The sequence below is a fragment of the Candidatus Omnitrophota bacterium genome (genome assembly GCA_018894435.1).
Classification (GTDB): Bacteria; Omnitrophota; Gorgyraeia; order JAHIPI01; family JAHIPI01; genus JAHIPI01.
In genome coordinates this window covers 23,722-46,335 of record JAHIPI010000080.1, presented here as the reverse complement: position 1 = coordinate 46,335, position 22,614 = coordinate 23,722, and the positions used below count along the sequence as shown (strand labels likewise).

Genomic DNA, 22,614 nt, shown 5'->3' with positions numbered 1-22,614 from the left:
CAGCTTGTTACCGCAAACATAAAAAAGTAGCCTGTCCCCTTTTTTCCTTTAAAATGACAAACTTTAAATTAACAAGCAATCTAACACCGCAAGGTGACCAGCCGCAGGCCATAAAAAAACTTACGGATGGTATCCGAAAAGGCAACCGTTACCAGGCGCTTCTCGGGGTGACGGGTTCCGGCAAGACATTTACATTGGCGCATGTTATAAATAATATCGGGAAGCCTGTACTCGTTATGTCGCATAATAAGACACTTGCGGCGCAGCTTTACAGTGAATTTAAAGAGCTCTTTCCCGAAAATGCAGTGGAATATTTTGTAAGCTACTATGACTATTATCAACCGGAGGCCTACGTCCCGCAAACCGATACTTATATAGAGAAGGACGCCTCTATCAACGATGAGATAGATAAATTGCGCCTTTCGGCTACAAGCGCCCTAATGTCGCGAGATGATGTAATAATAGTGGCAAGCGTCTCCTGCATATACGGCCTCGGTTCCCCGGAAGATTACGCCGCACTTATGGTATTTTTGAAAAAAGGGGAAAAAGTCGGAAGAGACGATATCTTAAAGAAACTCGTTGATATTCATTATTCCCGAAACGACGTGGATTTCCAAAGAGGCAGGTTTCGCGTAAGAGGCGGAACAATAGAAATATTTCCCGCCTATGAAAATCAGGCGATAAGACTGGAGCTTTCCGGCGACAGTATAGAGCGGCTTAGAGAGATAGATCCTCTTACCGGAAGGACGATATCCGAAATAGATAAAATCGCTATTTACCCGGCCAAACATTTTGTTACTACCCAAGACAAGGTGGAGAGGGCAATAGTCTCCATAAAAGCGGAACTGAAAGAGCGGCTTTCGGAGCTCTTCAAGCAGAATAAGCTGCTCGAGGCCCAGCGGCTTGAATCCAGGACAAATTATGACATGGAGATGCTGAAGGAGCTGGGTTATTGTAACGGAATAGAGAATTACTCGAGGCATCTTTCGGAGAGGCCCGCCGGGTCGCGGCCATCCTGCCTCATAGACTATTTTCCGGAAGATTTTTTGGTCATAATAGACGAGTCGCACGTTACCGTTCCGCAGATACGCGGAATGTACGAAGGCGACCGTTCGCGGAAAAATACGCTTGTTGAATACGGATTCAGATTGCCTTCGGCGCTTGATAACAGGCCGTTAAAATTTGATGAATTTGATACGCTTGCGAAACAGATGGTATTTGCGTCGGCCACCCCGGCTGATTACGAACTTTCAAAAGCGAGCGTCGTGGCGGAACAGATCATAAGGCCGACAGGGATTGTGGATCCTGAGATAACGGTCAGGCCGAGCATTGGTGAGATAGAAGACCTTATACGGGAGATAGAAAATAGGGCCGAGCGCGGTGAACGCGTACTAGTTACGACGCTTACCAAGCGCATGTCCGAGGATCTGGCGTCTTACCTTAAAGACGCCGGTATAAGAGTGAAGTATATCCATTCGGAATTGAACGCCATAGAGAGAGTAGAGATATTGAGAGACCTCCGGCTTAATAAATTTGACTGCCTCGTGGGGATAAATTTACTGCGAGAAGGAATAGATCTGCCGGAAGTATCGCTTGTGGCCGTGCTTGATGCCGACAAAGAAGGATTTTTAAGGAGCCAGACATCCCTTATACAGGTAGCGGGGAGGGCAGCGCGTAATATTAACGGAAAAGTGATTTTATACGCCGATAATATTACAGATTCTATGTCTAGGGCAATTTTGGAAAGCCAAAGACGGCGGGTAAAGCAGCTTGCCTATAACAAAGAGCATAAGATAACACCTCAAACAGTAAAGAAGGCGATAAAAGAGGGTATTGAATCGCATGCCAGGGCAAAGGAGATGGCCCTTGAGGCGACCGGCGCTGACGAAAATACAAACGATATCCTGGAAGTCATATCGGAACTTGAACATGATATGGAGCTTGCGGCGCGTAATCTCAATTTTGAAAGAGCGACGGTGCTGCGAGACCAGATCGTTAAGCTGAAAGGCGAGTATGGGGTCAGACCCTAACTGCTGTAGTTAACATAACGAGGGTCTGACCCCAAGATGATGACCCCAAGATGACTATGAATATCGACGACAAAATACTCCATATCTTTAAAAAATACGGCGCCGCGTACGTATCCGGCGAGGATATAAGCAGGGATATAGGCGTTTCAAGAACGAGTATATGGAAGCATATAGAAAGTCTAAGGTCACTCGGTTATGATATTGAGGCCTCTCCGCACCTGGGATACAGATTAACAGGCCGGCCCGACCGGCTCATACCGGAAGAGCTGAAAAATAATCTGAAGACCAAGTTTTTGGGCAAGAACATATTGAGTTACGCTTCGCTGGATTCAACGAATGATACTGCATACAAATTGGCCGAAAATGGCGCAAAAGAAGGCACGGTAATCGTTGCCGAAAGACAAAAGAAAGGCAAGGGCAGGCAGGGCAGGCACTGGGTATCCCCTAAAGGCGGAATATATTTTTCCTGTATCATAAGGCCTGATATAGAGCCGAAAGAGGTTGCGAAGATAACGCTGGCTTCAGCGCTTGCCGTATGTACTTCAATAAGAGAAATAGCCCGCATACCCGCTTTGATCAAATGGCCTAATGACATCATAATAGGAGGCAAGAAGGTATGCGGCATATTGACGGAGATGAAAGCGGAGCAAGATAAGGTGGACTTTCTCGTAGTAGGCATAGGTATAAACGCAGATAATCCTATATCTCTTTTGCCTAAAGGCTCTACAACGCTTTCCGAGGAATCTGATGCGGATGTGTCAAAAGTAGAGTTAGCTAAAAAAGTCCTTGAGAAACTAGAGCACTATATTTTGCTTTTTAAAAAGGAAGGATTCAAACCGATAAGGGATGAATGGCGTGATCTTTCAGAGACGCTCGGCCGGCATGTCAGGGTGCATAGCCACGAAGGTAAAATAGAGGGGCAGGCCATAGATGTGGATAATGACGGCGCTCTCGTAGTGCGCTTAGACAGCGGTTTCCATAAGCGGATCCTGTCGGGTGATGTGGTTATCGCGCATTAAGTTAGCTGTCAGCTATCAGCCGTCAGCTCTCAGCTGAAGGCTGCAGGGATGTAATAAATATGGTAGTAGCGATAGACATAGGAAATACCAATATAACGTTCGGGCTATTTAGAGGAAGCAGGCTCGTAAAGAGTACGCGGCTTTCTACGGCTGCGGTGAAGGGCTATAAGAGCTTTGCCCAAAAAGAGTCAAAGGGTATTAATGTAAAGGCAGTAGTCATATGCAGCGTCGTCCCTAAAGTGACAAGAACGCTCATGCCGCTCTTAAAGAGGCATTTCAATTCCAACGTATTTATACTGGGCAAAGATATTAAAGTCCCGATAAAAAATTTATATAAGAACCCCCGCCAAGTGGGACAGGACAGGCTTGTTGCCGCTTATGCCGCGCACGCGCTGTACGCTCATAGATCGCCTGTTACAGTAATAGATTTCGGGACAGCGGTAACATTTGATGTCGTTTCGAAAAAAGGGGCGTATCTCGGCGGGCTAATAGTGCCAGGTATGGAGATGTCACTTGAGGCCCTCTCGAAAAAAGCGGCGCTTCTACCTAAGGTCAGACTTGAGAAACCATCTTTCATCTTGGGAAAGACCACAAAAGACAGCATGATAAGCGGCGCCTTCTACGGCTATGCCGCGATGTGCGACGGGTTGGTCGCGCGGCTTAAAAAGAGATTTGGACGAAAGTTCTATGTTGTGGCCACGGGCGGCAATGCCCGCCGCATCTCGCCGTTAAGCTCATCCATAGATAAGGTCGACGAAAACCTGGTTCTTAAGGGCATAAATCTGGCTTTTCGAAGAGGGGACAGGCACCTATTTTCGAAAAATACAAACAAGTAGAAAATAGACGCCTGTCCCCATTTTTTCCATTTTTTTCCTTGACAAAATCACCGGATTTTGTATAATAGCACTCTCAGGTAGAGAGTGCTAAATTTTTAATCTGGCAAATCTAACCAGGTTAGAGATAAACAGTCGAAAGGGGGTAGTAAAAGAAATGAAGATACAGCCTTTGGGAGACCGCATAGTCATTGAAGTTTTAGAAGCAAAAGAGAAGACAAAGGGCGGAATAGTTTTGCCCGATAGCGCTAAGGAAAAACCGCAGGAAGGTAAAGTGGTGGCCGTGGGAAAAGGCAAGGTTTCCGATGACGGGAAAATAATTCCCTTAGAAGTGAAAGTCGGCGACAAGATCCTTTACGGTAAGTATACCGGCACAGAAGTGACGTTGGACGAAAAGGAATACCTTATAATAAAAGAAGAAGACGTTTTGGCGGTTGTAAAATAAAAAGGGAGGGATAACTGTGGCAAAGCAATTGGTTTACAACGAAGAGGCGCGGCGCAAAATTTTGAGCGGCGTCGAGCAGTTGGCAAGGGCGGTCAAGGTGACCCTCGGGCCAAAAGGAAGAAACGTAGTATTAGAAAAGAAATTCGGTTCGCCCACTATCACGAAAGACGGCGTTACGGTCGCAAAAGAGATAGAGCTTAAAGACCCCTATGAAAATATGGGCGCCGAGATGGTGAAAGAAGTCGCGTCAAAGACAAGTGATTCAGCGGGAGACGGCACCACTACCGCGACACTCCTTGCGGAGGCGATATTTAGGGAAGGCCTTAAGAATGTTACGGCCGGCGCAAATCCGATGTCCCTTAAGAGGGGCATAGAAAAAGCGGTCGAGAGGGTTGTAGAAGAGCTGAAGAAGATATCAAAACCCAAGACCGACAAAAAAGAGATATCGCAGGTCGCGGCCATAGCGGCAAACAATGATTCCGAGATAGGAAATCTTATAGCCGACGCCATGGAAAAAGTCGGTAAAGACGGCGTTATTACCGTTGAAGAGGCAAAATCTATGGCGACGACCCTTGAAGTAGTTGAGGGCATGCAGTTTGACCAGGGCTATCTCTCGCCTTATTTTGCGACAGATGCCGAAAGAATGGTGGTAGTGCTGGAAGACCCGTATATCCTCATTTGCGAAAAGAAGATATCAAGCATGAAGGATCTTCTGCCGCTTTTAGAACAGATCGCCAGAGCCGGCAAACCTATCCTTATAATATCGGAAGAGGTTGACGGCGAAGCGCTTGCTACTTTGGTAGTCAATAAGTTAAGAGGGACATTATCTTGCTGTGCCGTTAAGGCACCGGGGTACGGCGACAGGCGCAAGAGCATGATGGAAGATATAGCCATCCTTACAAGCGGTGAGTTTATCTCTGAAGATTTAGGCGTTAAGCTTGAAAAGGTTACGCTCGAGCAGCTCGGCCGCGCGAAGAGAGTGAGTATTGATAAAGAAAACACCACGATTGTCGAAGGCAAAGGAACCCAGCAGGCCATAAAGGCGCGCATAGCTCAGATAAAGAAACAGATAGAAGATTCCGATTCTGACTATGATAAAGAGAAGCTTCAGGAACGCCTCGCAAAACTTTCCGGAGGTGTTGCGGTAATAAATGTGGGCGCCGCGACTGAAACAGAGATGAAAGAGAAAAAGGCAAGAGTTGAAGATGCCCTCCACGCCACAAGGGCGGCAGTTGAAGAAGGTATTGTCCCCGGCGGCGGAGTAGCGCTTTTGAGATGCGTTGAATCTCTTTCAAAGCTGAAGCTCGAAAGCGAGGAAGCAGTAGGTGTGGCTATAGTAAAGAGAGCCCTTGAAGAGCCCTTGAGGCAGATAGCGCAGAATGCCGGCCAGGAAGGCTCAGTAGTGCTCCAGAAGGTAAGAGAAAATAAAGAGATAGCTTATGGTTACGATGCGGACCAGGATCGGTACATAGACATGGTCCAGGCCGGTATAATAGACCCGACCAAAGTTACCAGGACGGCTTTGCAAAACGCAGCCAGCATAGCGGCGCTGCTTCTGACGACTGAGGCGTTAGTTGTCGAGATTCCGGAAGAGAAGTCGGCAATGCCTTCGATGCCACCCGGTGGTATGGGCGGCGGAGGGATGTATTAAAAGCAGGTTTTAGGTGATAAATAGGGACAGCGGTAGCTGTCCCTATTTATTATGTTTGACAATAATAATAATTTATGTTAGACTTACACCCACAACTTATTACATAAACAGCATATAGAGGGGGTAATCAAGATGGGAATGTGGGTAGGGCGCGGAAGGAAGGCCCGACGCTGTTACGGTTTTGACGAAATTGCGCTTGTTCCGGGAAATGTTACTATAAATCCTAACGAGATAGATACATCCGTAGAACTTTGCGGCAAAAAGTTCAAGATACCTATCTTCGCGGCCGCCATGGACGGTGTCGTTGATGTCAAATTCGCAATCGCCATGGGGAAACTAGGCGGCCTGGCTGTTCTTAACCTTGAAGGCGTGCAGACCCGCTACGAACATCCCGATGAAGTACTCGATAAGATAGCCAGTGCTACTCCCGCGGAGGCCACAGAACTTGTCCAATCCATATATTTGAAGCCCATAAAGGAAAAACTTATCGCAAAAAGAGTCGCCGAGATCAAGAAGGCAGGCGTCATAGCCGCTGTCAGCGCTATCCCGCAAAGAGCGGAAAGATTCGGCAAGATAGCGGAGGAAGCCGGCTGCGATATATTTGCCGTCCAGTCAACATTCAGCACCATAAAGCATATATCAACCGAGTACAAGACCCTCGACTTCAAGAAATTATGTAAATCGATGAAGATCCCGGTCATAATCGGGAACTGCGGTACTTATAGCGCCGCTTTGGAACTAATGGAAGCGAGCCCCGCCGCACTTCTTATAGGCATAGGGCCCGGTGCCGCATGTACGACACGGGGCGTTCTCGGTATAGGCGTTCCGCAGGTCACAGCTACTTGCGATTGCGCGGCGGCAAGAGATTTTTATTATAAAAAACGCGGAAAGTTCATCCCCATAATAACCGACGGCGGAATGGTCTCAGGCGGAGATGTCTGCAAGGCCTTTGCTTGCGGCGCGGATGCCGTAATGATAGGGTCCGCTTTCGCGCGCGCCAAAGAATCGCCCGGCCGCGGATTTCACTGGGGGATGGCGACACCTCATCCGAACCTGCCTCGCGGGACGCGCATCAAAGTCGGGACGACAGGCACTCTTAAAGAGATACTTTTCGGGCCGGCAAGACTTGACGACGGCTCACAAAACCTTATGGGCGCTCTCAGGACTTCAATGGGCAACGTAGGCGCAAAAAATATAAACGAAATGCAGCTTACAGAGATAATCATCGCACCCTCAGTCCAGACCGAAGGCAAGGTCTTTCAGGTCGCCCAGCGCGTAGGGATGGGGAAGTAAGCAGCGCACACTCAAGCCGAAATGAAACATTCAGAATTCGTCCACCTTCATGTCCACACTCAATACAGCCTTCTTGACGGCGCATGCCTTATACCGAAACTTTTAGAGGCCGCCAAGACAGAAAGAATGCCCGCACTCGCCATAACCGACCATGGCAATATGTTCGGCGCCATAGAATTCTATGTCCAGGCGTTAGGCCACGGAATAAAACCACTCATAGGCTCTGAAGTCTACATAGCGCCTGACAGCCGGTTCGAAAAATCGGCGCACGGCATTCAGGAAGCTTCTTTCCACCTGCTCCTTCTCGCCAAGGATATGGAAGGTTATAAAAATCTGATGAAGCTGATAACCGCCGGTTATCTGGAGGGCTTCTATTACCGGCCGAGGATCGATAAGGAATTGTTGAGCCAGCATTCAAAAGGCCTCGTTTGTTTATCGGCATGCCTTAAGGGCGAGATACCCCACCTGATAAAAAGCCAGCAGATTGAACAGGCAAGAAATACCGCAATATTTTTTAAGGAAATCTTCGGAAAAGATTTTTACCTGGAACTGCAGGACAACCTCATAAAAGAACAGTACACCGTTAATGCCGCGCTCCTTGAATTTTCGCGCCAGCTCGATATCCCTGTCGTCGCCACAAACGATGTCCATTACGTTAAGAAAGAACATGCCCGCGCGCACGAAGCGCTTTTAGCTTTACAGACGCAAACGACGCTTGATGATCCCGGCAGGATGCGGATGCAGACAGATGAGTTTTACTTAAAAAGCCCCCAGGAGATGGCGCGTAAATTCCAAACCGAGTGCCCCGAGGCCCTTAAGAATACTCTTGTTGTGGCGGAAAAATGCAACCTTGAGCTGGATTTCAAAAAGACACACCTGCCTCATTATAAAGTGCCTGCCGGCAAGAAGAGGGAAGAATACCTTCGCGAACTTGTATGGGAAGGCATCACGAAAAGATATCCGGCCATTACCGATGAGATCAAAACGAGAATCGAACACGAACTCAGTATAATAGAAAAGTCCGGGTATACCAGTTATTTTCTGATCGCCTGGGACTTTGTCCATTATGCGAAAGAGAAAAGTATTCCCGTAGGTCCGGGCAGGGGAAGCGCGGCGGGCAGTATAGTGAGTTACGGCCTCGGCATAACCGACATAGACCCGCTTAAATACGACCTGCTTTTTGAAAGGTTCCTTAATCCGGAGAGGGTAAGCCTGCCCGATATAGATATCGATTTTTGCTACGAGCAGCGGAATGAGGTAATAAAGTATGTCGTGGAAAAATACTCAAAGGACAATGTCGCCCAGATAATAACGTTTGGGACGATGATGGCCAAAGGTGTTATACGCGATGTTGGCAGGGTCATGGGCCTGGCTTACAATGAGGTCGACAAAATCGCGAAGATGGTACCCAACGACTTGAATATTACTCTCACACAGGCGCTTAAGTCTTCGCCGGAACTGAATAGCCTTTACAAGACGGATCCGCGCGTAACGCAGCTTATAGATATATCCCTCGCGCTGGAAGGGCTTACGCGCCATGCCTCTACACATGCCGCCGGTGTCGTAATTTGCGAAAAACCGCTTACCGAATTTATACCGTTATTTAAGATGGGTGAAGGCCAGATAACTACGGGCTATCCGATGACCTCGCTTGAGAAGATAGGCCTTCTTAAGATGGATTTTCTGGGGCTAAGGACTTTAACCGTCATTGACGAGGCGCTGAAAATAATAAAGAAGATAAGGAATATCGATATAGACATAGCCGCCATACCTCTCGATGATGAAGCAACGTACCGCCTCCTCGCGAATGCCAATTCCGCGGGCGTTTTTCAGTTAGAAAGCTCCGGCATGAGAGATCTTTTAAGGAAATTTAATCCGGAAAAGTTTGAGGACCTCATCGCTATACTCGCGCTTTTCAGGCCGGGTCCGATGGGGAGCGGCATGCTAGATGACTTCATAGAAAGGAAGCATGGGAAAATAGAGATAAAATATGACCATCCGAGCCTTGAACCTATTTTAAAGGATACCTACGGCATAATAGTCTTTCAGGAGCAGGTCATGAGGATCGCATCTACGCTGGCGGGTTTTACGCTTGCACAAGCCGATTCATTGAGGCGCGCCATGAGTAAAAAGACGCCCGAGATAATGACGGAGACGCGCAAGCACTTCCTCGACGGATGCGTAAAGAAGGGCATAAACGCCCGGACAGCGGATAAGATATTCAATCTGATAGAATATTTCGCGGGTTACGGCTTCAACAAGAGTCACTCAGCCGCGTACGCCATGATATCCTACAGGACCGCGTATCTCAAGGCGAATTATCCGGTAGAATTTATGACGGCGCTCCTTACTTCGGAAAAAGACAATACCGATAAAATTGCCCTCTATATTGACGAAGCCGAAAGGCTGGGCATAAAGGTGCTCCCGCCCGATGTTAACGAGAGTTTTTCAAAATTTACAGTTGTGAGCGATAAGAGCCCCGACCAAAAATATGACAAGGCGATATGTTTCGGCCTCTCGGCCGTAAAGAACGCCGGCCACCACGCGATAGATTCCATTATTACGATGAGAGAGAAGGAAGGCGAGTTTAAGTCGCTCTACCACTTCTGCGAGCATATAGATTCTCGCGCGGTTAATAGAAAAGTGATAGAAAGCCTTATAAAGTGCGGCGCCTTCGATTCGTTCAAGCTACACCGGTCCCAGCTCGTCGCTATACTCGATAAGGCCATGGAAGTGGCCGGAGGCATACAAAAAGACAGACAGAACGGCCAATTTTCATTTTTTGACACATTTGAAAATGAGGATAATTTCAAAAAGAGTTTTCAGGACATACCCGACATAAAGGAATGGCCGGAGAGCCAGCTCTTAGCCTTTGAAAAGGAGATGCTCGGTTTTTATATTACGAAACACCCCTTGGCCCGGTTCGAAAAGATACTGAGAATATACGGCAATGCCAATGTTATGAGCCTGGGCACTAAGCGCGACGGAGAAAATATCTTTATAGGCGGGATATTAAATACGGTAAAGCTAACCACCACCAAAAAGACGGGCGAGCGGATGGCGATAGCAAAGCTCGAAGACCTTACCGGCATAGTGGAGGTCCTTGTCTTTCCGAGATCTTATACCAAAATAGGAAAGCATATAAAAGCGGACAACATGCTGTTTATAAACGGCCGCCTCAGCTTACGCGAAGAAGAGCCGAAGATTATCGCGGAAGAGGCAACGCCTATTGAAGAAGTGCAGGAGAAGAAGACAAAAGCGCTATCCATAAAATTGATCACATCCGGCCTGAACAAAAAGGCCCTGGAGTCGCTTAAGCTGATACTTTCAAATCACAAAGGCGAAATACCGGCATATATACATTTTCAGACACCCGCCAATAAAAGAGTGGCGCTTGCGATAGGCGCAGATTTCAGGGTAAAACCCTCGGCAGAACTCATCAATGAAATAGAAGAGCTTCTGGGCGCGGGCAGCGTCAGCGCCCAAAGCGCTTGATGTAATGAGCAAACAAAGTGCATTGAAGGATTGACAACGGCCCCTTTCTATGGTATTATAATTACCGAACAATATGAGAGACAGGAACTTAGAGTCAAAAATAAAACGCCTCAAAGATTTTATGCAATTGTGGATAAAGTTCCACGATATGTATAAAAGCGCTGTCAACCGCGATACGATAACCCCCGAAGAAGAGGCCGCTTTCCTTGAAACAAAATCGCTCATAGCAAGAAAATACCAGGCGCTTAAAGAATACCTTGAGATAAGCTCCTCCTATGATGACAGGACCTTTGACGTGATTTCCCAGCTTCTTTCGCTGAAAGGTGTAGCAGCTATATCCGATCTAAGCCTGCACAAAATAGAGAACGATTGGCATGGCTCATATATCGTACTGAATAAACTTTTAGGAGAGCTTGATGCAAAAGAGGAGTCCCTGAAAAAGGTTAGTAAGTTCAGGCTTCTTTTGCGGGATCTGGCCGGCAGCCCGCTTATTAACCTGGCGCTTTTGATAATAGTGATCCTGGCGATCTATATGGTCCTTGTATATATGGGAAAAATACCGGGTGCTGTCGAGTCTAAGGGCAAAATAGAATTCAAGCAAGGTACCAACGATGTAATTAAGTAGTCCCTCGACGCGCTTCGCTTGCTCGGGACGAATTGCAAGCGGGTAAATGAGGGCAATTCGGAGGGTATAAAATGACCAAAAAAGACATTGTAGTAAGAATTTCGGACGAGGCCGGTGTTAAGCAGACAGACGTGAAGAAGGTAGTCCAGAAATATCTAGACTATGTCATAGACAGCTTGGCAAAAGGCGAAACGGTCGAACTTAGAAATTTCGGAGTCTTCAAGGTAAAGACACGAAAAGGAAGGATGGGCCGGAATCCGCGTACGGGCGAAGCTGTGCCTATACCGTCCAAAAAGGCAGTTACATTCAAGCCCGGCCTTGTAATGAAACAACGGGTGAAATAATCATATCAGTACCGCGTAATATTTTGGGGACAGCTACCGCTGTCCCTTTTTATGTATTGACTTTCGCTCCTTAAGGATAATATAATATGTTATATATGAAAAGGGAGATATGGAAAAAATTCAGTCTTTAAAAGGCATGAGCGATATCCTGCCGCCGGATGTTTATTTATGGCAGCATGTGGAAGAGGCGGTGAGAAGATTTCTTGCCCGTTACGGTTATAAAGAGATCAGGACACCCATGCTTGAAGAGAGCGTTCTTTTCAACCGGAGCATAGGCGAGGAGACAGACATAGTAAACAAAGAGATGTATAGCTTTATTGACAAGGGAGGCAGAAACATTGCGCTTCGTCCGGAAGGCACGGCGCCGATAGTCCGCTCATTCATACAGCACAATATAGATCTGCAGGACCTAGTGAAATTGTATTATGTAGGGCCTATGTTCCGAAGCGAGCGGCCGCAAAAAGGAAGAAGCAGGCAGTTTCATCAGATAGGGGTAGAGGCGATAGGTTCTTCCAATCCCTATGTGGACGCCGGCATGATCGTTTTAATGAAAGAGCTTCTTTTAAAGATAGGTATAAGCGGCTTTGAAGTAAAACTCAATAGTTTAGGATGCTCTGCCGACAAGAAAAAATTTGCCGAAGCGCTGCATAAACATTTTTCGCGTGAAAAGAGCAGGTTATGCGATGATTGCAAAGTGCGCCTGGACAAGAACGTGCTGCGGATACTGGACTGTAAAGTCGAGTCCTGCAGAGCCCTTGTCAGAAACTCGCCCAAAGCAAAGGATTTTCTTTGCGAGAGCTGCGTGACGCACTATACAAAAGTAAAAGAGCTTCTCACCAAGCATACGCCTGTTGAATACAAGGAAGACGGAAATATTGTAAGAGGCCTGGATTATTACACCGGCACTGTTTTTGAGGTCAGCCATACCGCATTGGGCGCGCAGGACGCCATAGCGGCGGGCGGCAGGTATGACAATCTGATAGAAGATTTTGGCGGTAAAAAGACAGGCGCGATAGGATTTGCTATCGGCATGGAACGACTTTTAATGGCATTGCCCCCTCTTAAGCGCGAAGAGATATTAGCGGAAAGGAACAAGCAATTGGATCTATTTGCCGTAACGACAAGTTCCGCGGCGCATGACGAGGCATATAAGGCTGTAGAGGATTTGCGGAGTAAAGAGGACATATTCTGCGAGATAAATTATGACGCGGGCCGGTCCCTTAAGTCGCAGATGAATCTGGCAAATAAAAAGAATGCCAGATTCGTGGTGATTTTCGGAGATGAAGAACTGAAGAAAGGCGAAGTAGTGCTGCGCAATATGAAGACGGCGAAGCAGGTAACCGTGCGCTTAGATAGGATTTACGAAGACCTGAAGAGGGAATTAAAACGGGCATAAATAGGGAGCTGCATGTTTAAACGGACACATAGTTGCGGGGAATTGACTGAAAAGGATTTCGGGAAAAAGGCTGCGCTTTGCGGCTGGGTTCACACCTGGCGCGACCATGGCGGGCTTGTTTTTATAGATTTAAGGGATAGGGACGGGATGACGCAAATAGTGTTTAATCCCGAAAAGAATAAGGAAATGCATACGGAATCCAGGAAGCTGCGCTCGGAATATGTCGTAGCCGTCAAGGGCATTGTTGAGCCGCGGCCTAAAGGTACCGAGAATAATAAATTAAAGACCGGAAAGGTGGAAGTCGCGGTAGAGGAATTGAAAGTCCTGAATACCGCTGAACCGCCTCCTTTTGAGATATCCGACGACGCTAAGATTTCAGAGGAGGTAAGGCTCAACTACCGCTATCTTGACCTTAGGCGGCCTTGTATGCAGAGAAATCTCCGCATACGCCACAACACCACTAAAGCGATGAGGGACTTCCTTGACGAAAACGGTTTCCTTGAAGTAGAGACGCCCATACTGACTAAAAGCACGCCCGAAGGCGCGCGCGACTATCTTGTGCCCTCAAGGCTTAATCCCGGCAAATTCTATGCCCTGCCGCAATCGCCGCAGTTATTCAAACAGATCCTGATGGTCGCCGGATATGAAAAGTATTTTCAGATCGCGAAGTGTTTCAGAGATGAAGACCTGAGAGCCGACCGTCAGCCCGAATTTACCCAGCTGGATATAGAGATGTCCTTTGTGGATGTGGACGATATTTTGGCCCTTACGGAAGGCCTTTTTAAATATGTCATAAAAAAAGTGACGGGCGTGAATATTAAAACGCCGTTTCCAAGATTGACATACGATGAGGCCATGTCAAGATTCGGCACCGATAAGCCGGATACGCGTTTCGGCATGGAAATCTCGGAACTGAGGGACATATTTGAGGGGACTGAATTCAATATTTTTAAGACAGCCCTTGAGCCGGGCGGCAGCATATTCGGCATAAATGTAAGCGGCTTTGCCTCGGCATCGCGCAAAGACATAGACGACCTGACTGCTTTCGCCAAAGATAACGGCGCGAAGGGGCTCGCGTATATAAAATTTACGGAAGCGGGTGCCGAATCGCCCATCCTGAAATTTGTGGGCCAAGAGAAGGCCGCCCTGGTGCAGAAAAAAATCGGCGCCCAAACAGGCGACCTGGTCCTTATAGTCGCCGACGCCGAAAAAAAGACGGCGCTTGAGGTGCTGGGCGCTCTTCGGCTTTACCTTGCCAAGATCAGGAATATCAAAAAAGAAGAGGGTTTCAATATATTATGGGTCCTGGATTTTCCGCTTCTCAAGTATAATAAAGACGAAAAGAAGTGGGATAGCGAGCATCATCCGTTTACCTCATGCAGGGATGAGGATATTCCGTATCTTGATAAAGAGCCCGGCAGGCCGCGGGCAAAGGCGTACGATATCGTCATAAACGGTATGGAGCTCGGCAGCGGGTCCATAAGGATACATAGAAAAGATATGCAGGAGAAGATGTTTAATATAATAGGCCTATCAAAAGAAGAAGCGGAGGAGCGTTTTGGCTTTCTTCTGAAGGCCTTTGAATACGGCGCGCCGCCGCATGGCGGCATAGCGTTTGGCCTCGACAGGCTGATAACCATCTTTACCGGCACCGATACCATAAGAGATGTTATAGCATTTCCGAAGACCCAGAAGGCCGTATGCCTTATGACGGACGCTCCGTCAGATGTGGACGAGAGGCAGCTTAAAGAGCTGGGCATGAAGATACCCAAAAAAGAGAATGGTAAAACAGGACCTAACCCTAAAGAATGACAGTGAGGCGAAACTTTTATTTGGCCCTCATGACCAGAACCTTAAGCTTATAGAAAAAGGGATAGGCGTTACTTTGTACGCAAGGGGCCTGAGTATCGCAATTGAAGGGCCAAAAAAAGAGGTAGATAGCGCCACGCGGCTTCTCAATGAACTTTTGATAACGATACGCGAAGGCGGCCAGATAAAAAAGCACGAAGTCCTTTACGCTATCCACGCGATAAAAGAGAATAAAGAAGAAGACGTCCATAGCATATATCTTGATAAGATAGAAGTCTCGGCGAAACGCCAATTTGTCTTTCCCCGAAGCAAAGGGCAGAAGGAGTATGTAGAGGCGATAAAGCGCAATGATATTGTCTTTGGCGTAGGACCGGCGGGCACAGGCAAGACATACCTGGCCATGGCAATGGCGGTGAACGCGCTTAAAAAGCAGCTCGTCAGTAGAATTATTCTGGCGCGGCCCGCGGTAGAGGCGGGAGAGAGCCTTGGGTTTCTACCCGGCGATCTATACGAGAAAGTGACGCCTTATCTCAGGCCGCTATATGACGCCCTTTACGATATGGTCGAGGCGGACAAGATACGCGATTATACGGAAAGGGGCATAATAGAGGTCGTGCCCCTCGCGTATATGAGGGGCAGGACGCTGAATAATTCTTTTATAATACTTGACGAAGCGCAAAATTCCACGTCCGAACAGATGAAGATGTTTTTGACAAGGCTCGGTTTTGATTCCAAGACGGTCATAACGGGCGACATAACGCAGAGCGACCTGCCAAGCCACAAGGAATCCGGCCTGAAACAGGTTATAAATATACTTAAGGACATAGAGGGCATAAGATTTGTGTTCCTGTCCGGAGAAGATGTCGTCAGGCACGAACTTGTGCAAGAGATCATAAAGGCGTACGAGCGAGCGGATAGCGGAAAGGGTTAATATGAAAAGAATATCCGATAGCGGGAAGGCGTTATACAAAAATATGCGTATGGCAAGCCCCGCGAATGTCCTGATCTTTCTGATTTTATTAGCGCTCATAACTGCCATCTTTTTTATCGGCGAGCCGTCCTATAAGATAAAGCTGGCGGAAGGCGATATATCTGTCAATGATGTTTACGCGCCCTATAACTTTACTTACCCCGGAAACATTGACGAAGCCAAGACGAACGAATTAAAAGAGAAGGCGCTAACTAATTTCCTGCCCGTCTATACTATGAAGCCGGAATATTGGGCCGAAAAAGAAAAAGTCCTCCTGGCGTTTTTTAAGGACCTGGATTCGGCTAAAAAGCTTGCAGGCGACGATGAAAACGCCAAGATAGAAAAGCTGAAGAAGCTCTCAAATACGGCGCTTGAAAATAACCTTCTTTTGGCTCTTCTTGGGGGAGACCCCGCTCGCTTAGAGGAGATAGGCATAAAAGCGTTCAAAGGGATATCTTCTAAAGTCATCGCGGATGACAACATTATAGAAGAGCTCATATCAAACAAGAAATCCGAGATAACAGTTCTCAATCCAAAGACGGGCGCGGAGGCAAAAGTACCGCGTACCGAGTTATATACAAAAGCCCTGATAAAGCCCGTAATAGAAAAAGAGCTTGTAAATAGCGGCATCAATGATGAGGAATTGCGGCAGGCGCTTGCGAGCGTGATAGCAAGCCCGCTTGACTCAGGCATTGCCTATGACAAAGCCGGGACCGAGACGCGCCGCAAGGCAATACTCGAAAAGATTCCTCCCGTATATACACAGGTACTGGTAAAAAAGAATGAGCTCATAATCGGAAAAGGCGAGAGGGTCAATGCCGCGCATTTAGTACAGCTCGGCCAGCTGGCCGAGAAGGAAAAGGGGCATTTTAAGGCGGCGTATTCCGGCGGCGTAGCGATAATTTTAGGACTGTTTGTTATTATTTTGATCGTTTATCTCGATTCCTACCGCAGCAAGGCCTTTCTTAAAAGCAAAAAAATTTACCTGATATTTACGGTGATCCTCTTAAATATATTTTTGGCCAAGGTTATAGTAATATCCCCGTTGGTTTTATATATAATGCCCGTAGCAACCGCCGCCATGCTGCTTACGATGCTATTGGATACGGGCTGCGCCTTTATGGTAGCTATTTTGCTCAGCGTTATTACGGGTGTCATAGCCGGTAATAAATTTGACATAACGGTCGTATCAATGATAGGCAGTATGACAGGCATATATTTCGTGAGAGGAATACGCAAGCGTTCGGAACTCCTAAAGGCAGGAGTTATCGTAGGCCTTGGGCAGTTTCTGGTCATATGCGGGCTTGGGCTTTTAACTCTGCTTGAAGTGGGCGTATTTTTACGCGAGGGCATGTGGGGCTTTGCGAGCGGCATCATCTCAGCGGCTATCGTAATGCTGCTTCTTCCGGTATTTGAATGGCTTTTCGGGCTTACTACCAATATAACGCTTTTGGAATTGTCCGACTTAAACCACCCGCTTCTAAGGCGCATGGTGCTTGAGGCGCCGGGCACATATCACCACAGCCTTGTAGTCGGGAACCTTGCCGAAGCCGCCAGTGAGTCGATAGGCGCGAATTCATTATTGGCAAGGGTGGGCGCATATTACCACGACATAGGGAAGATAGAGAAGGCCGAGTACTTCAGTGAAAATGAGACGGAGAATAAGAGCCATCACGAAAAACTGGCGCCTTCCATGAGCGCCCTCATTATAACGAGCCATGTCAAAGACGGTATAGAGATCGCGAAAAAATACAAACTGGACAAGACCCTGATAGATTTTATATCCCAGCATCACGGGACCGGGCTCATTTACTATTTTTACCAGCGCGCGCTCGAAAAGCTGGAAAACGAAGAGACGCTGCGGGAAGATGGCTTCCGGTATAGCGGCCCCAAGCCGCAGACAAAAGAGGCCGCAATCGTCCTTTTGGCCGATTCCGTTGAGGCGGCAAGCCGGGCGCTCGATGACCCCACGCCCGCAAGAATAAAGAGCCTTGTCCAGAAGGTGATAAACAATAAATTTATAGACAGCCAGCTTGACGAATGCGACCTGACCCTTAAAGATATGCATAAGATAGCCGAGTCATTTGTGCGGATACTTACCGGCATATTCCACACGCGCGTGGAGTATCCGGAAAACGGCAAAGCCAAAACTAAGAGCAAGAATACAAAATAGTGATACACCTGAGAGTTTCAAATATATCCAGATGCCGTTTTTTAAACGCGAAAAAACTGGAAAAAGTAGTTGTTTCTATTTTGCGGAAATCCGGCGTGCGTGCGGGAGAGTTATCAATCGTCTTTGCCACCGATTCCGAAATAAGGCCGCTCAATAAAAAATACAGGCAAAAGGACAGGCCGACCGACGTATTATCTTTCTCACTCGGCGAAGAAGGTATATTAGGCGATATCGTTATCTCCGTTGATAGGGCCCGGGCGCAGGCAAAGGCCTTCGGGACGTCATTTAAAGATGAGATAGAACTTTATATTATTCACGGCGTGCTTCATATTTTGGGCTATGATGACGAAGCGCCGCCTGAGCGAAAGGTGATGCGCAAAAAAGAGAAGGAATATTTGACCTTATGGCGAACCCGAAGATAGTAGATTCCTTTAACCACGCGATAGAAGGCCTTATATATGTATTGAAGACTCAGCGCAACATGCGCATCCATTTTCTCTTTTCGGTCCTCATAACGCTGGTCGCGATATATCTTAATGTTTCGAAAGTGGAACTTCTGATCGTGCTTTTGGCCATCGCCTTTGTCCTCGTGACGGAGATCGTCAATACCGCCGTAGAGCACGCCGTGGACCTGACGACAAATACGATAAATCCTGTGGCCCGCGTCATAAAAGACATAAGCGCGGCGGCGGTTTTGATATCGGCGATAGCGGCGTTTGTAGTCTTTTATATAGTATTTTCGTACTACCTCAATATTCCTTTCGAAAGCGCCATATTCAAGATAAAACAGTCTCCCTGGCATATATCTTTTATAGCATTTATTATCGTCTTAAGCCTTGTCGTGGCCGGAAAGGTCTTTTTTCATAGGGGCACACCCCTTCGCGGCGGCATGCCGAGCGGCCACGCCGCTTTGGCATTCGCGATATGGACTGCCATAGCGTTTTCAAGCACCAATAATCTGGTGATCGTAATGGCTTTTATACTGGCGTTTTTTGTGGCAAGAAGCCGCATAACAGAATCTATACATACTGCGTGGGAAGTCGTCGCGGGGGCGCTTGTGGGCATATTGGCTACGACGATCGTATTTCAACTACTCAAATAACAATCAAACGCGGAGAGAAAAGATGTGGAAGAAACTGAGAGACAATTTTATTACCGGCATAGCCGTAATATTGCCGATCTTCATTACGCTCTGGGTCTTTGATGTCCTTTACAAGTGGATAAACAGGGGGCTTCTGATGCCGCTTACAAAACTGTTTACTCCATACCTCGTAAACCCCTACCTTGAATACGGCGTGGCTATCACCATCTTTGTGCTTTTGATATTGATAGTAATCGCGATCGGCATGGCGACAAGGATAATATTCCTGCGAAAGCTGTTTTCCAGCGGCGAAAGAATGTTCTTCAAGATACCGATGATCGGAAGGATCTACGTCACGCTGAAACAGATAAGCAGGGCGTTTCTGGGCGATAAGACGAAGGCGTTCCGAGGGGTTGTTTTGGTGGAATTCCCGCGAAAAGGGATGTACTCGATAGGCTTCCTGACATCCGAAAGTATAGCCGAGATAGAAGAGAAGACCGGCAAAAAGCTTGTAAACGTATATATACCGAGCGTACCCAACCCGGCCACGGGATTCTTCTATATTTTCCCCGAAGAGGAAGTGATACTCCTCAAGATGAGTCTCGAAGATGCCATGAAACTTGCGATATCGGGCGGCGCCGTCACGCCTGATACAGTAGGATTATCTGACGATTGAGATGAACCTGACATGCCAATACACACCACCGATGCCATAATACTAAGGAAGCGGGATATCCGCGAAACAAGCCTTTTGGTCACGTTTTTTACGCGCGATTTCGGCAAGATAAAAGGGCTCTTAAAGGGGATAAGGGGGCCAAGGGGGCCGTTGGGCTACCAGGTCCAGCCGTTCACGCAAAACCGCATAGTATTCTACGAATCCAAGAAATCCGATATCCACATTGCCTCCCAATGCGACCTCACGGACTTCTTCGAAGACATCCGCAAAGACATAGTAAAGACCGGCTACGCGTATTATTTCGTAGAACTTGTCGATGCCCTCACCGAAAATAGCGGCCAGGGTGCTGAGATATTCGATCTTCTATTAAACAGCCTAAACCTCTTAAAGACCGACGCATCGCCAAAGCGCATTGCGCGCATACTTGAGATAAAACTGCTTTTACTTTCCGGAGTCATGCCGCGGCTCGATGCCTGCGTGGCATGCGGCGGGGCGGTAGATTCGAAGAACGGCGCACTCAGGTTCAGCTATAAATTCGGCGGCCTCCTATGCAAGAACTGCACGGCAAAGGACTCAACGTGCCGCCACATCCTTGCCGGCACCGTCAATTTTATAGATCACATCGAGCGCGCCACATACGAAAAGGCCGAGAATATAAAGGTTTCGAAAGACGTAGGCGAGGAGCTCGAAGGCCTCATGAAGCGCTTCCTCGAGTATCAATTAGATACGCAGCTGAAGTCGCTGGAGTTTTTGAAGGCGATTACGTCATAACAACGTCGACACGGAACACTCGCCTCAAAACACGCTCCGGATTTGGGCAAAACTAAAGTCGTTCGGCCGGGGAGCCCTCCGGAATTCCCTCGTGGGCCACGCAGCACCCTTACGGGTGCTGCTTTCGGAGGAGTAATTCTTCGGTCAGTTCCGGCTTCCCTCGGCCTGCACTCCTAAGTTTTGCTGAGGCGCGGATGGACGTGAACCAAATCCTCCGCTATAGTTTTGAGTCGAGTGTTCCGTGTCGACGGGGAAATGATTTTGAAGTAGACGGGACATTATGACAAAAGGGGACGAAGGGGGCGGGTCACTTTGATATAACAGCTTTATAGACAGTGAGTTACAAGCGGTCGATTTCCATTTGTCCCCAAACGGAACGTCACCATGAGAAATTCGGCATATAAAAGGGAGGGCGATTTGGGATATGTGAGAAATTTTAGAAAAAGAATCGGCAGGCCGGGCAGTACTCCGGTAATATTTGCCGCGCTGGGCCTCTTACTTTGCGGCATAATTTTTTGCGGGGAAGCAAAGGGGCTTGATTTATATTTTGTAAGGCATGCCGAAACGGTCGCAAACGCTACAGGCCAATATACCAAAAAGGCTCAAGAGACTTTTTCAAAAGAAGGTGAATCGCAGATATCAGATCTTACGAAGTCTTTAAACGGCTATAAATTTGATGTTATCTGTGTAAGCCCGCAGAAGCGCGCCATCAATACCATACTTCCTTATCTACGAAAAAATAATGCGACTGCCGAAATATGGCCCGAATTAGATGAATGCTGTTATCAGGATAACAGGAACGTCCAGCCGTCGGCGGCTGCATTTGCAAATGGGGCATCGATCGTGTTGGATGCCAAGGATCAAAAGTATTTAAGATTAAGAGACCCCGCTATGAAATATTTTTATGCAGATGGAAATTACGCGGATGGGATGTTGCGCATTCAAAAGGCGCGTGATTTGCTAATAGAACGCTTCGGCCGGTCCGAGAGTTCTATTTTGATCGTCGGGCACTATCTTTCGGGTGGACGGCTTATTGAAATGTTGATGGGGCTTAAATCGGTGGGAAAGCAATCTCCCGGGAACGCACGGCTTTGGCATCTGCGTGAAAAGCCGGATGGTACTTTTGAACTGATCAGATTTAATATTTATCCCGCAGAAAAATATCTTGAATAAAAGGGGACGTGTCACTTTGGGACACTCCACTGTAAAATAAATGATGCCTTGCCGCTCTAACCTGGTTAGAATTGGCAGGGATGTCCCCAAACGGGACGTCACCAAAATCAATAAAGAGAGCGGGCGGATCGATCGTTAGGACAGAGAATAAAACAGCTTAAAAAAGGGGGTAGCCATGAGGAAAATAGCGGCGATTGTGATTATGATGGCACTGCTGGCGGCTTATTCACCTGTATTAGCTGCAGAGGGCGGGGAAAAGGGGGCGAGTGCTACTGCGTATGAGCATGCGAGCGATGAAGCGATATTTCACCGTGTTGGCGACTGGTTTGCCACAATAGGTAAGCCGGAAGAAGAAAAGAATGCGATGATAGCCGAACGCAAAGCGAAAAGAGCCGCTGTCCGCGCGCGGAAAGAACTACAGAAGAAAGATAAAGAGCTGGCGAAGGAAAGAGTGAAAGTCCAAAAAGCGACGCAAAAAGAGACAAGAGAAATGAAAGGCCAGATAAAGGGAATGAAAAGGAGCGTCGGAAAGCAACCGAAAAAGGGCAGATAAAAGTGACGGGCTGCAAGCCAGACAGGAGGTGGATCGTGATAGCGCGACTTAATGAAAGAATAAAGACATTGACGGTTTTGGATATAGGGCTGGTTAAATGGTCGGTTTTATTCGCCACTATCATCATCGTTAAACTATTCCCTCAACTATTAAACATAAGCTACACTGTTCTTGTAATACTTATGATAGCTTGTATGGCAAGACCGATTTATAAGATTTGGATTAAGAAGTAGCCTTGAATTTTTCGCCGTTCTAACCCGAATTAACTAGAAACGCT

At 47.4% G+C, this 22,614-nt stretch carries 20 protein-coding genes; all 20 read left to right on the top strand.

All coding sequences use genetic code 11. The features are described from left to right. Positions 1–53 precede the first annotated feature (53 nt). Positions 54–2,030: an excinuclease ABC subunit UvrB gene (gene uvrB, locus KKI13_06925; protein MBU4488772.1), complete on the top strand. Its 1,977-nt coding sequence runs from the start codon at positions 54–56 to the stop codon at positions 2,028–2,030. A 56-nt stretch (positions 2,031–2,086) separates the two neighbouring features. After that, positions 2,087–3,049 carry a biotin--[acetyl-CoA-carboxylase] ligase gene (locus KKI13_06920; GenBank protein MBU4488771.1) on the top strand — a complete coding sequence of 321 codons (963 nt, stop codon included), beginning with the start codon at positions 2,087–2,089 and terminating at the stop codon, positions 3,047–3,049. A 59-nt stretch (positions 3,050–3,108) separates the two neighbouring features. Next, positions 3,109–3,885: a type III pantothenate kinase gene (locus KKI13_06915; protein MBU4488770.1), complete on the top strand. Its 777-nt coding sequence runs from the start codon at positions 3,109–3,111 to the stop codon at positions 3,883–3,885. Between the two features lie 154 nt (positions 3,886–4,039). Then, on the top strand, positions 4,040–4,327 hold the full coding sequence (gene groES, locus KKI13_06910; protein ID MBU4488769.1) for a co-chaperone GroES: 288 nt from the start codon (positions 4,040–4,042) through the stop codon (positions 4,325–4,327). 16 nt (positions 4,328–4,343) lie between these two features. Continuing rightward, the gene (gene groL / locus KKI13_06905; protein MBU4488768.1) at positions 4,344–5,978 is read left to right on the top strand and encodes a chaperonin GroEL; all 1,635 of its coding nucleotides are present in this window, start codon (positions 4,344–4,346) and stop codon (positions 5,976–5,978) included. 132 nt (positions 5,979–6,110) lie between these two features. Further along, positions 6,111–7,271, top strand: coding sequence for a GuaB3 family IMP dehydrogenase-related protein (locus KKI13_06900; GenBank protein ID MBU4488767.1), 1,161 nt, complete (start codon positions 6,111–6,113; stop codon positions 7,269–7,271). A gap of 21 nt (positions 7,272–7,292) precedes the next feature. Then, the gene (locus tag KKI13_06895; GenBank protein MBU4488766.1) at positions 7,293–10,766 is read left to right on the top strand and encodes a DNA polymerase III subunit alpha; all 3,474 of its coding nucleotides are present in this window, start codon (positions 7,293–7,295) and stop codon (positions 10,764–10,766) included. A gap of 73 nt (positions 10,767–10,839) precedes the next feature. Then, complete coding sequence (locus KKI13_06890; GenBank protein MBU4488765.1) at positions 10,840–11,391, top strand: hypothetical protein; 552 nt, start codon at positions 10,840–10,842, stop codon at positions 11,389–11,391. 71 nt (positions 11,392–11,462) lie between these two features. Continuing rightward, complete coding sequence (locus KKI13_06885; protein MBU4488764.1) at positions 11,463–11,735, top strand: integration host factor subunit beta; 273 nt, start codon at positions 11,463–11,465, stop codon at positions 11,733–11,735. 109 nt (positions 11,736–11,844) lie between these two features. Then, a complete protein-coding gene (gene hisS, locus KKI13_06880) occupies positions 11,845–13,131 on the top strand; it encodes a histidine--tRNA ligase (GenBank protein ID MBU4488763.1) in 1,287 nt (428 codons plus the stop codon). Between the two features lie 12 nt (positions 13,132–13,143). Then, positions 13,144–14,943, top strand: coding sequence for an aspartate--tRNA ligase (aspS, locus tag KKI13_06875; GenBank protein MBU4488762.1), 1,800 nt, complete (start codon positions 13,144–13,146; stop codon positions 14,941–14,943). Beyond that, on the top strand, positions 14,912–15,871 hold the full coding sequence (locus KKI13_06870; GenBank protein MBU4488761.1) for a PhoH family protein: 960 nt from the start codon (positions 14,912–14,914) through the stop codon (positions 15,869–15,871). The genes aspS and KKI13_06870 overlap by 32 nt, the downstream gene beginning before the upstream one ends. Before the next feature lies 1 nt (position 15,872). Next, positions 15,873–18,083 (top strand): HDIG domain-containing protein, encoded by a 2,211-nt coding sequence (locus tag KKI13_06865; GenBank protein MBU4488760.1) that lies wholly within the window; start codon positions 15,873–15,875, stop codon positions 18,081–18,083. Then, entirely contained in the window at positions 18,083–18,505 is a 423-nt protein-coding gene (gene ybeY, locus KKI13_06860) for an rRNA maturation RNase YbeY (GenBank protein MBU4488759.1), read from the top strand. The genes KKI13_06865 and ybeY overlap by 1 nt, the downstream gene beginning before the upstream one ends. After that, the gene (locus tag KKI13_06855) at positions 18,487–19,185 is read left to right on the top strand and encodes a diacylglycerol kinase (GenBank protein ID MBU4488758.1); all 699 of its coding nucleotides are present in this window, start codon (positions 18,487–18,489) and stop codon (positions 19,183–19,185) included. The genes ybeY and KKI13_06855 overlap by 19 nt, the downstream gene beginning before the upstream one ends. A gap of 22 nt (positions 19,186–19,207) precedes the next feature. After that, a complete protein-coding gene (locus tag KKI13_06850; protein ID MBU4488757.1) occupies positions 19,208–19,840 on the top strand; it encodes a DUF502 domain-containing protein in 633 nt (210 codons plus the stop codon). A gap of 12 nt (positions 19,841–19,852) precedes the next feature. Continuing rightward, a complete protein-coding gene (gene recO / locus KKI13_06845) occupies positions 19,853–20,611 on the top strand; it encodes a DNA repair protein RecO (protein ID MBU4488756.1) in 759 nt (252 codons plus the stop codon). A 384-nt stretch (positions 20,612–20,995) separates the two neighbouring features. Then, positions 20,996–21,784, top strand: coding sequence for a histidine phosphatase family protein (locus tag KKI13_06840; protein ID MBU4488755.1), 789 nt, complete (start codon positions 20,996–20,998; stop codon positions 21,782–21,784). Between the two features lie 175 nt (positions 21,785–21,959). Then, positions 21,960–22,337 carry a hypothetical protein gene (locus KKI13_06835; GenBank protein ID MBU4488754.1) on the top strand — a complete coding sequence of 126 codons (378 nt, stop codon included), beginning with the start codon at positions 21,960–21,962 and terminating at the stop codon, positions 22,335–22,337. A gap of 35 nt (positions 22,338–22,372) precedes the next feature. Next, the gene (locus KKI13_06830; protein ID MBU4488753.1) at positions 22,373–22,570 is read left to right on the top strand and encodes a hypothetical protein; all 198 of its coding nucleotides are present in this window, start codon (positions 22,373–22,375) and stop codon (positions 22,568–22,570) included. Positions 22,571–22,614 lie beyond the last annotated feature (44 nt).

Coding starts and splice junctions, on each gene's coding strand:
- KKI13_06850 (MBU4488757.1), top strand. CDS start 19,208: ATGTGGAAGAAACTGAGAGACAATTTTATTACCGGCATAGCCGTAATA.
- groES (MBU4488769.1), top strand. CDS start 4,040: ATGAAGATACAGCCTTTGGGAGACCGCATAGTCATTGAAGTTTTAGAA.
- KKI13_06920 (MBU4488771.1), top strand. CDS start 2,087: ATGAATATCGACGACAAAATACTCCATATCTTTAAAAAATACGGCGCC.
- KKI13_06840 (MBU4488755.1), top strand. CDS start 20,996: ATGAGAAATTCGGCATATAAAAGGGAGGGCGATTTGGGATATGTGAGA.
- uvrB (MBU4488772.1), top strand. CDS start 54: ATGACAAACTTTAAATTAACAAGCAATCTAACACCGCAAGGTGACCAG.
- KKI13_06835 (MBU4488754.1), top strand. CDS start 21,960: ATGAGGAAAATAGCGGCGATTGTGATTATGATGGCACTGCTGGCGGCT.
- recO (MBU4488756.1), top strand. CDS start 19,853: ATGCCAATACACACCACCGATGCCATAATACTAAGGAAGCGGGATATC.
- aspS (MBU4488762.1), top strand. CDS start 13,144: ATGTTTAAACGGACACATAGTTGCGGGGAATTGACTGAAAAGGATTTC.
- hisS (MBU4488763.1), top strand. CDS start 11,845: ATGGAAAAAATTCAGTCTTTAAAAGGCATGAGCGATATCCTGCCGCCG.
- KKI13_06890 (MBU4488765.1), top strand. CDS start 10,840: ATGAGAGACAGGAACTTAGAGTCAAAAATAAAACGCCTCAAAGATTTT.
- KKI13_06870 (MBU4488761.1), top strand. CDS start 14,912: ATGGTAAAACAGGACCTAACCCTAAAGAATGACAGTGAGGCGAAACTT.
- KKI13_06855 (MBU4488758.1), top strand. CDS start 18,487: ATGGCGAACCCGAAGATAGTAGATTCCTTTAACCACGCGATAGAAGGC.
- KKI13_06865 (MBU4488760.1), top strand. CDS start 15,873: ATGAAAAGAATATCCGATAGCGGGAAGGCGTTATACAAAAATATGCGT.
- KKI13_06885 (MBU4488764.1), top strand. CDS start 11,463: ATGACCAAAAAAGACATTGTAGTAAGAATTTCGGACGAGGCCGGTGTT.
- KKI13_06900 (MBU4488767.1), top strand. CDS start 6,111: ATGGGAATGTGGGTAGGGCGCGGAAGGAAGGCCCGACGCTGTTACGGT.
- KKI13_06915 (MBU4488770.1), top strand. CDS start 3,109: ATGGTAGTAGCGATAGACATAGGAAATACCAATATAACGTTCGGGCTA.
- KKI13_06895 (MBU4488766.1), top strand. CDS start 7,293: ATGAAACATTCAGAATTCGTCCACCTTCATGTCCACACTCAATACAGC.